The sequence below is a fragment of the Nitrosospira sp. Nsp11 genome (assembly GCF_900142705.1).
GTDB lineage: Bacteria > Pseudomonadota > Gammaproteobacteria > Burkholderiales > Nitrosomonadaceae > Nitrosospira.
This window is the reverse complement of the sequence record NZ_FRBV01000010.1, coordinates 91413-100331: the sequence shown is the minus strand read 5'-3', so window position 1 is coordinate 100331 and position 8919 is coordinate 91413. Positions and strand designations below refer to the sequence as shown.

Sequence of the window (8919 nt, the reverse complement as noted above, 5' to 3'; positions counted from 1 at the left end):
GGGAAATAACGCCAATTCTGGCAATTTCCTCAGACCTTGTATACCCCTCAACGTTAATATCTGCAAGGCTTACGGACGTATTTCAGGGACGACTAGCTGGGCTTTGTCCATCGTCGCGATAATATCATCCTGAGCTTCACGAGAGTCGCGGGAGGTCGCAAGGCTCAGCATTGCAGCTTCGCCTCGCCCACCATGAACCGAGAAACTGGCTCCGCTCGCCAGGCCGCAATCCTTTGCCTCGCTTCTTATCCTTGCCTCCTTGCGTCCCTTGAAAATCTCGTTCCTCCAAATGACAGGAATTGACGTTCTGGCGCAGTGGGAAACGGTAGGATCAATACTGGCGTAACCTTCCTCGTCATAACGTTTTCGCCATGCTTCCGGATAACAACTGAGGATGAATCGATATGGACGGGTAAGTGATGTATTCACCTGGACGCCGTATAGAAAGTGCTCGAAACCCATCTGGCCAACAATGGCTGTCGCATCCCTGTGCAGCTCTTCCACAGTGTTGCAATTCAACAACGACTCGAATAGATTTAAATTAGTCATGATTTTCTCCTCATGATATTCCCCTTTTATTGCAAAATTCTTACCACCGGTCACGAGTCGTGGGATATTTTACCCACAAGTTACTTATATTAAACATTATTTGCTACGCGAAATCATCCCGAGTTTTATTGATTTGCAGCGTAGTGGAGATTCGGTTTTTCTTGCCCCATCACATTGCCGGGTGGAGCCTCATTATGAATGATATTAGCCACTTTTAATGTGCTGAAAAAGACAAAAAAAACATGGCTTTTCTTCCGATACCCTAGCCGGCATAGATCGAGATTGGTTTTGGCGTGCGCCAGAATTTCCTCAAGTCAATGCGTCTTGCAGTAAAATTTTTGCTTCTGTCTCCACTGAGTGCGGTGAGGGTTATTCGGCTGAACAGCCCTTGCCTGGACATTGTCCACAAAGGCGTGAACCAGTTCCGTTCGAGCTCTTTCAAACTTTCACGCCAGCCATATGCATCCGCGTACTGGGCTTTTCCGTAGAGGGCATCAAGCACGACGAGATGATGCCCGGACGTGGCGGATTGTTGCCACATCGCCGCGCTTGGGGGAAGCTGTATATGATCTGTATGAGACGCTAGTGCCAGGGAGCGGGCAAGGACATTATTGCTCCATATACGCGTATATGGAGAACTCGGTGATTCCGGCATGATCCCGCCGCCCCAGAACCAGGTACTGTTAATGACTGGTTCGCCATGCACCTCCCGTAACTGATTAAGCGGATGCGAATGCAGCAGCATTTGGATTTCATTGAAGAGGCCGCGCCAGAACGTTTGGTTTGCGCCGAACGGCAGCAATTCATTGATGCCTCTGTTTGCAACCTCGCCAAGCAAATGTGTTTTTGCCGCGGGCGTTTTTGTTACGCGCATATACCAGCGATCGGGTCGTAGCGGCAAGAATACCAGTGCCTGGCTGCTCGCCGCAAAATACCGGTTAAGCATGCCGGTAAGCTCCTCGGCCTCCTGGGACGAAATCTGGAAAACACGGCTATCAGCCAGCACGATCTGATCACGCTCGATATGCAGATGCACCGGGTCGGCGCGAATCCAGTAATCGTTTCCTGCTTTTATATCCTCCGCTCCATCGATCAGCAGGGTAAGAGGTGCAACTGGCCAGTCCTGCTGTTTTGCAACGCCGAGCGCCCGGCAGAGCCAAGCCTCTAGTCCTTCCGACTCATCCTCATCGCTCGAACATTTTGCAATCAGGTTCTCCAGTGCGGGGAGCGATAGATCACGGTAAATGTCCGGAAACCCGGTATCGGGCCAAAAGAGGGCAGGAACAAGCAAATGTAGATTCATCGTGAGTTCGCGCGTGAGCCGAAACCATTGCCGGGCTAGACAAGTCGAGCAAAAGGGGCGAAGGCGAATCGAAGCGCATTCCCCAGGGAGTAAACAGAAAAGCGGATGCTGAAAGACTGAGCGCTGAGTGCTTACTGAATGTTTAACCGCCCGCGACCATCATGCGGTCTATCAACAGGGAGCCGCATTGCTTGGAACCACGCGCAATAACGTCATTGCCGACTGCGGAAATGCCAAGCAACATATCTTTCAGGTTGCCTGCGATCGTAATTTCCTCAACGGCATGGCGGATTTCTCCATCCTCCACCCAGTAGCCTGCTGCCCCGCGGGAATAATCTCCTGTGACTGGGTTTACGCCTTGACCGAGTAATTCAGTTACCAGCACTCCTTTATTCATTTTCTTGAGCAGGGCGGAGAATTCGAGTCCGGCGCCATTATCCAGAATAAGGTTATGGTTACCCCCGGCGTTTCCGGTCGTGCTCAGCCCGAGCTTGCGAGCGGAATAACTGCCGAGAAAATACCCCTGCATCACGCCGTTCTCCACCACTTTGCGTTCACGCGTGGCGACACCCTCATCATCGAACGGTCCGCTGGCCAACCCTTTTTTCAAGTGAGGGGCTTCCCGGATCTGAATATCAGGGGCAAATACTTGTTTGCCGATACTATCCAGTAGAAATGACGACTTCCGGTAGAGGCTGCCACCACTCACGGCGCTGACAAAATGGCCCATCAGGCTGGCTGCTATCGGCGCTTCGAATAGAACAGGCACTTCACAGGTCGCAATTTTCCTGGCACCCAGGCGTGCAACGCTGCGCATCCCCGTTTTTCTGCCAACGGCATCTGCATGCTCCAGATCAGCGGCGTCGCGCGCAACGCTATACCAATAATCGCGCTGCATCGTATCATCCTGGCTTGCAATCACCGCGCAACTGATACTGTGACGAGAACCGGGGTAGCCGCCCATGAATCCCAGACTGTTGGCATACACAAACTGGGACTCGCTCAGCGAAACGCTCGCCCCTTCAGAATTGGTGATGCGCTTATCCACCGCGAACGCGGCCGCTTCACAGGTTTGCGCGAGCTGTATGGCCTGCTCCACCGGCAAATCCCACGGAAAATACAAATCAAGGTCGGGGAATTCCCGCGCCAGCAAGTCACTATCGGCCAGCCCTGCACAATCGTCAGCGGCCGTGTGTCCGGCAATCGACAAGGCCGCCGCGACCGTGTCTTTTATTGCCTGTGGCGCGAAATCCGAGGTGCTTGCATGGCCGCGTTTCTGGCCGATATAAACTGTTACCGAGAGCCCTTTGTCACGATTGTACTCTATGGTTTCGACCTCTCCGCGCCGGACGGTAACACTCTGGCCGAAACCATCCGAAATATCGGTTTCACAGGCGCTGGCGCCATTTTTTTTGGCATAATCCAGTACGTCCTGCGCAATTTTTTGAAGTACAGGGAAAGGATAGGAAAAACGCGGGGAAGGGCGGGCATTATCGTTCATGGCCATTTTAAGGGAGGAACCTTATATTGATTAGCTGGCAAATAGCACGCGCAAGCCCGTCTTGGAGCCCAGCAGCAGACTGGCCTGAGATTATGTGGAAATGGCGCTATGATAGCAGTTTCTTGAATTGGGAAGCACAGTGCAGAAAACCCCCTTAAACGATTCCGGACCGCTTCCGGCCAGCAAGACCCGGCGCAAGCAGGAAATGCATGCGCTCCAGGACATGGGCGAACAACTGATACAGCTCGATCTCAAGCGACTGGCCGAACTTGACCTGCCGGAAACGCTGGCCGACGCCGTGCTCGAAGCCAAGCGGATAAGCAAGCATGGAGCGCTTCGCCGGCAGATGCAATTTATCGGCAAGCTGATGCGTGACGTAGATGCAGCGCCAATACAGGAAAAACTTGACGCCTGGAACGGCCTGAGCTCGCAACATACGGCATGGCTGCATCTGCTGGAGCGCTGGCGCGAGCGGCTGCTGACGGATGAGTTGGCGCTGGGCGAACTTGGGCAAAAATATCCTTCCGCAGACCTGCAGCAATTGCGTTTGCTGTCGCGCAACGCGGAAAAGGAAAGGCTTGCGAACAAGCCACCCAAAAGTTTTCGTATGTTATTTCAAGAACTGCAAAAAATTATTCCTGAAGGTTCGAGAGAGCCAGCAAGGAATGACGAACGGGACGCGTAACTGGATAGCACCTTTCCGCACGCTATGGAAAGCACGCGGATTGGAAACAAATTTGGAATAGAGAGCGGATGCGTCGCCAGGTATCAGCCGAACTGCGCCCTGCTTGCAAAACCAGGGCGTGTTCAGAGTTTTCCACTAAAACTTGACGCCCGTCCCCACGAGTTCCGATGAGACAATTTTGTAGGAAAACCCGGCCGGATCAAGGCTATCCTGTTCGTGGCCGGCAATCTCGGCCTGGGGATACATGAAAAACGGCAGATCTTTAAAAACACTGTCTTTTGCCAGCGTGATATCCTTGCCGTGATTAAATGACACCCAGTTCATCTCCCACGCACCGAATAATTTATCGCGCAATTCAACCACTCGGGGATTGGTGATCAGCAATGCTTCCTCAAGCGCCAGTTCGCGCACATCAGCGGGGTCCACTGGCACCCAACCCAGGCCGGCGAGATAAAATTCCGCCCGGACATGCTGGGCGGTGGTGATATCGTCGGATTGCCCCAGGGCTTTGTGCGTCGCTGACTCATCTATGCGAATTCCATAATGATCTCGCGCGGGGACGCCCGCTGCGCGAGCCAGTCCTACAAATAAAGCATTAAGGTCGGCGCATTTTCCGCCCATATTGCCGCTTTCCAGCATGAGCTTGATATCACCCCGGCCACAGCCGCGCGTTGCCGGGTCGCGATAGGAATTGTCTACCACCCAGTTATAGACGGCGTGCGCTTTTTGTAGCGGTGTCTGGGCATTGGCGTCTTTAATGATCGACAGCGCAGTTTTGCGTACAATACCGTCTAGCGGTATGTTCTTTGTCGGTAGCAGAAAACGTTTCACATCCGCTGGGATGGGGGCCGTGCCTCGCTCGGAATACTGCTTCAGGTCGACAGAGCGGTCAACGGTCTTCACGACGCTGCTCACCGAGACGGTGCGTGGACCGGCGCCCCGCCACTCGGCGTAAAACATGGGTGAAGATGTTCCGGGAACGGTATCGAACTTGGCAACCGTCGGATTACCGCTCCAGACGCTGCCCTGAGAAAACTGGTGTGGTGTATCGTCGGTGTCGGGTAATGGTACCCATAAACGGGCTTTTTTTCCGTCGGCGGGAAGATCGAACTTATAGGTCAGGCGATAAGTATGCCGCCGTGACGGGATAACCTGTTGAGCAAACACGGATGGGGCAACAGGAAATAATGCGGCGCTTACTCCCGCTAATTTGATAAAATCCCTGCGTTTCATATTTTCTCCTGCTATAGGGGTTTCGTCTTGAAATTTTGTCTTGAAAATCGAAAGAGCGAATCTAATCCTACCCTCGCGTTAAGTCAACTAGTCAATTAGTCAAATTTTGTCAAATTTTTTTCTCGCCTGGTGACCGCAATCCCTACCGATCTGCTTCCCGCTATTGAACTGGAAACCGGGACTCGCCCAACTCATACTATTTTATGGATGCACGGTCTCGGGGCGGATGGCAATGATTTTGTCCCGATCGTGGATGAGCTCGCGCTGCCTTCGGCGATACACGTCCGTTTCGTGTTTCCACACGCACCGAAGCGCCCGGTGAGCATTAACCGTGGCATGGTGATGCGCGCGTGGTACGACTACGACCTGATCGATACGAATGCAGGCCTTCACGAAAATATGGAAAGCTTGTACGAATCGCAACGGGCAATCGAGGCGCTGCTCGCGCACGAAAACCAGCGGGGAATAAAGTCGGAGAATATTGTTCTGGCCGGTTTTTCTCAAGGTGGAGCGCTAGCGCTCCACACCGGCTTGCGCTATCCGGAAAAACTCGCCGGTGTTATGGCTTTATCATGCCATCTCCCTCTGCCGCAAACCCTCCCAGCGGAAGCGCACCGGGCTAATTTCCCCGTGTCGATTTTCATGTCGCATGGCGAAAGCGATAATGTCATACCGATGACAATGGCGGTCGCGTCAAAACGGCAACTGACCGAACTAGGCTATGCAGTGGAATGGCATGAGTATCGGATGGCGCACTCCGTTTGCAAAGAAGAGATAGCCGATATGGGGAAATGGCTGAAGCGAGTTTTAATCTGAATCCGCTCCGTGGCGCTGATCACTGGAGTTCCGGAATAAAACCGGCGCGATGCAGCATAATATTTACATCTCACCTTTCCGAGGGCGCAGATCGCAGCCTTCACAAAACTTTTACACTTGCGTGACACCCGCTTCACTTAGACTATATTATGCTGTTTGCGGGAACGGTACCCGTAAACGTATCTGCAATTTAAACAGAAACCGGAGGAAACCCAAATGCATGCACCCACTGAACGTCTGGAAAACGATAAGCTGCGCGGCCAACTGCCTGGTTCGGTATTAGCAAAAGAAAGCGGTGCTACCCAGCGAATCGCGCATGTCGATGACGATCCGGATATTCGCGATACTGTAAAACGTATTCTCGATGCAAATGGATATACAGTCGATAGCTACGAGACGATGCGCGATTTTATAGTATCGCTATTAAAGAATCCTGCAAATCCTCCTGATCTGGCGATCCTTGATGTAATGGTTGAATCGATGGATTCGGGGCTGGAAGCTTATGTGGAGCTCCGAAAGCATTTTCCCCAACTACACATGATATTCATGACCTCTCTCGGCGAGGAAATCCGTCCTTATTTCACCGGCATATCCGACGAATGGATTTTAATCGTGGAAAAACCCGTCGACCCGATCAGCTTTTTATCGATTGTTCGCCATCGGCTGGATGCGCCTGCGTAATTTAGAATTTCCAGCAGATTCTTCCTGCAGAATTTAACATGGCGATTGCCGAATTTTCCTGGGCTGCATCCAAAACCGCCTTCGCTTTCCCGCGTGCCGGGTTAACGGGCTCGAAGCTGAGCGACGAAGTACTGATTGGCAACGCGCGGTGGTTTATCATTTTTCGATGGGGGGTCATCGCTGTTCTCCTCATTTTTCAAATATTTGCGCTCGTTGCTTCAGATACGCTTACCGAAATCGGCATCACTCACCAGCAGGGATGGCCTGTTGTCATAACAGCCCTGTTATTTATCGCAAATATCATCTGCATCTATGCCCTGGATTTTCGCAAGCGGACAAAATATAACTCCCCCTCCATAAACATCTGGGCTCAAATCATCGTCGACCTCCTTTGCCTGTCGGTCGTCGTGCATTACGTTGGCAGTATTGCGACTCCGGCTCCCTTCTTTTATGTGCTGCATATCGCCTTATCGTGCATCTTTTTCTCGACGGTGGAGAGTCTGATTGTCACGGTTCTGGTTTGCGCGATGTATTCCATTGTTTTGTTGTTTGAAAATCCGCTTCTTTTTCTGGCGCCTCAGTCGGTATTGATAGACCCGGGTGCATCTGGCATCAGCTCGCTTAAAATCAATACGTTTTTATGGATGTTTACGCTGGATGTGCTCTTTGTCATTGTCTGGTATGTCGTTTCACGGCTGTCGATCGTCGTGCGCGTCCACGAGCGACACCTTATGGATGCCTACGAGCAGATCAGCCGGGCGCAAGCGGAGAAAGACCGGTATGCCGTCCTGATGACACATCAGCTTAAAGCGCCGCTTGATGCGATTCGCAGCAAGATCAGTCTGATCAAAGGAAATTATTGTGGAGAGGCCTCGCCGGAAATAATGAATGTCATTATGAAGGTCGATGATCGAGCCGCCGGCATGGCAGGTCTGATTCTGGATGTGCTCAAGCTTGAACGGTTAAAAGCTGCAGCCCGCGATCCCGCTAATTTGACGTGGGCGAATATTGCTGGTGTCCTCCAGAAATGTATAGACAAATTACAACCTATTGCCAATTCGCATCATATCGCTATCAACCCTTCGATCGAAGATTTTGTGGTGGAATGTGTCCCCAATCAGCTTGAAATACTCTTCGAGAATATTATTTCAAATGCAATTGTCTATTCATACGATGGACGTTCGGTGGAGATCGGGTCTTCTTTCGATGAGCACAGCCTATCCGCGACAGTAACTATTATCGACCATGGGATTGGCATCGGCGATAAAGACCTTCCGCATATCTTCGACGAGTATTTTTATACCCCCAGGGCAGCGTTGCACAACCGAACATCAAGCGGAATAGGTTTATCAATAGTAAAAACCGTGGCTGAGAACAATAAACTAAACATCAGGGTTTCCAGCGAGCAGAATGTCGGAACCACCTTTTCTGTAGTCTTTCACAACGCGAAAAGCGCCCCCGCTATGGAAAAGAGCTTGCAGCAAACTGAGAGCCTTATTGCACGTCCGGCGAATCCACCCGTTGAATTGCCTGAGCCCGACAAAAATGAATCTCATCTAGCACCTATTCATTAGAAATAATCCCGGCACCACGTGATAAAGCCAGCGGTTTAACCTGGCGCATGACTTACACGAAAGCGGATCGAAGTCCTTCTCCTCGTTACGACACCTGCTCACTCAAGAATTTTTTCCTCATGATCTTGATCTGGCCTCGCTGGGTTTTACTGTCGAGCCGTTTCTTCTGCGAACTGCGCGTCGGTTGGGTAGGTTTGCGATTCGGAGGTAATTCGGTTACGCGCCCGATGAGTTCGTATAAACGTCGCAGCGCTTCTTCGCGGTTTTTTTCCTGGCTGCGATATTGCTGCGCTTTGATAACGACCACGCCCTCTCGTGTGATTCGCTGGTCGTTCAGTTTCAATAAACGCTCTTTGTAAATGTCGGGCAGCGATGAAGCGCCAATGTGGAAGCGCAAGTGGATCGCGCTGGAGACCTTGTTCACATTTTGCCCGCCCGAACCCTGTGCCCGAATTGCCTTTATCTCGATCTCGTTCTCGATCGCGTGTATGGCGGCGGCTATTTTGCTGGGATTTTCCATCATTATTCCTGGGTAGCGGTGTCCACGCTTCGATTTCTATTAGCCATGCTCGACATC

The 8919-nt window shown here is 51.7% G+C and carries 9 protein-coding genes; 4 read left to right on the top strand and 5 right to left on the bottom strand.

Translation table 11 applies throughout. The features are described from left to right. Positions 1–69 precede the first annotated feature (69 nt). The 3 genes from BUA28_RS11410 to pmbA form a co-directional block, all read right to left on the bottom strand. Positions 70–549 (bottom strand): autoinducer binding domain-containing protein, encoded by a 480-nt coding sequence (locus tag BUA28_RS11410; RefSeq protein WP_083569983.1) that lies wholly within the window; start codon positions 547–549, stop codon positions 70–72. A 262-nt stretch (positions 550–811) separates the two neighbouring features. Continuing rightward, a complete protein-coding gene (locus BUA28_RS11405; protein ID WP_072768243.1) occupies positions 812–1852 on the bottom strand; it encodes a phosphoglycerate mutase in 1041 nt (346 codons plus the stop codon). 142 nt (positions 1853–1994) lie between these two features. Continuing rightward, on the bottom strand, positions 1995–3353 hold the full coding sequence (gene pmbA / locus BUA28_RS11400; protein ID WP_072768253.1) for a metalloprotease PmbA: 1359 nt from the start codon (positions 3351–3353) through the stop codon (positions 1995–1997). Between the two features lie 139 nt (positions 3354–3492). Between pmbA and yjgA the strand changes: the two genes are divergently transcribed. Then, complete coding sequence (gene yjgA, locus BUA28_RS11395; RefSeq protein ID WP_072768242.1) at positions 3493–4038, top strand: ribosome biogenesis factor YjgA; 546 nt, start codon at positions 3493–3495, stop codon at positions 4036–4038. A gap of 135 nt (positions 4039–4173) precedes the next feature. On the opposite strand, the gene BUA28_RS11390 is transcribed toward yjgA, so the two are convergent. Then, on the bottom strand, positions 4174–5271 hold the full coding sequence (locus tag BUA28_RS11390; RefSeq protein WP_072768241.1) for a transglutaminase-like domain-containing protein: 1098 nt from the start codon (positions 5269–5271) through the stop codon (positions 4174–4176). 129 nt (positions 5272–5400) lie between these two features. On the opposite strand from BUA28_RS11390, the gene BUA28_RS11385 reads away from it, so the two are divergent. From BUA28_RS11385 to BUA28_RS11375, 3 genes are all read left to right on the top strand, one after another. Continuing rightward, the gene (locus BUA28_RS11385) at positions 5401–6087 is read left to right on the top strand and encodes an alpha/beta hydrolase (RefSeq protein ID WP_072768240.1); all 687 of its coding nucleotides are present in this window, start codon (positions 5401–5403) and stop codon (positions 6085–6087) included. A gap of 216 nt (positions 6088–6303) precedes the next feature. Further along, positions 6304–6768, top strand: a complete 465-nt coding sequence (locus tag BUA28_RS11380) for a response regulator transcription factor (protein ID WP_072768239.1) — start codon at positions 6304–6306, stop codon at positions 6766–6768. A gap of 38 nt (positions 6769–6806) precedes the next feature. Next, positions 6807–8342 carry a sensor histidine kinase gene (locus tag BUA28_RS11375; protein WP_072768238.1) on the top strand — a complete coding sequence of 512 codons (1536 nt, stop codon included), beginning with the start codon at positions 6807–6809 and terminating at the stop codon, positions 8340–8342. Positions 8343–8427: 85 nt separating this feature from the next. On the opposite strand, the gene arfB is transcribed toward BUA28_RS11375, so the two are convergent. Beyond that, entirely contained in the window at positions 8428–8862 is a 435-nt protein-coding gene (gene arfB / locus BUA28_RS11370) for an alternative ribosome rescue aminoacyl-tRNA hydrolase ArfB (protein WP_143148508.1), read from the bottom strand. Between the last annotated feature and the right edge of the window lie 57 nt (positions 8863–8919).

What these genes read in the sequence shown, in the direction of transcription:
- BUA28_RS11410 (WP_083569983.1), bottom strand. Translation starts at nt 549, where the DNA reads ATGACTAATTTAAATCTATTCGAGTCGTTGTTGAATTGCAACACTGTG.
- BUA28_RS11405 (WP_072768243.1), bottom strand. Translation starts at nt 1,852, where the DNA reads ATGAATCTACATTTGCTTGTTCCTGCCCTCTTTTGGCCCGATACCGGG.
- pmbA (WP_072768253.1), bottom strand. Translation starts at nt 3,353, where the DNA reads ATGAACGATAATGCCCGCCCTTCCCCGCGTTTTTCCTATCCTTTCCCT.
- BUA28_RS11390 (WP_072768241.1), bottom strand. Translation starts at nt 5,271, where the DNA reads ATGAAACGCAGGGATTTTATCAAATTAGCGGGAGTAAGCGCCGCATTA.
- BUA28_RS11380 (WP_072768239.1), top strand. Translation starts at nt 6,304, where the DNA reads ATGCATGCACCCACTGAACGTCTGGAAAACGATAAGCTGCGCGGCCAA.
- BUA28_RS11375 (WP_072768238.1), top strand. Translation starts at nt 6,807, where the DNA reads ATGGCGATTGCCGAATTTTCCTGGGCTGCATCCAAAACCGCCTTCGCT.
- arfB (WP_143148508.1), bottom strand. Translation starts at nt 8,862, where the DNA reads ATGGAAAATCCCAGCAAAATAGCCGCCGCCATACACGCGATCGAGAAC.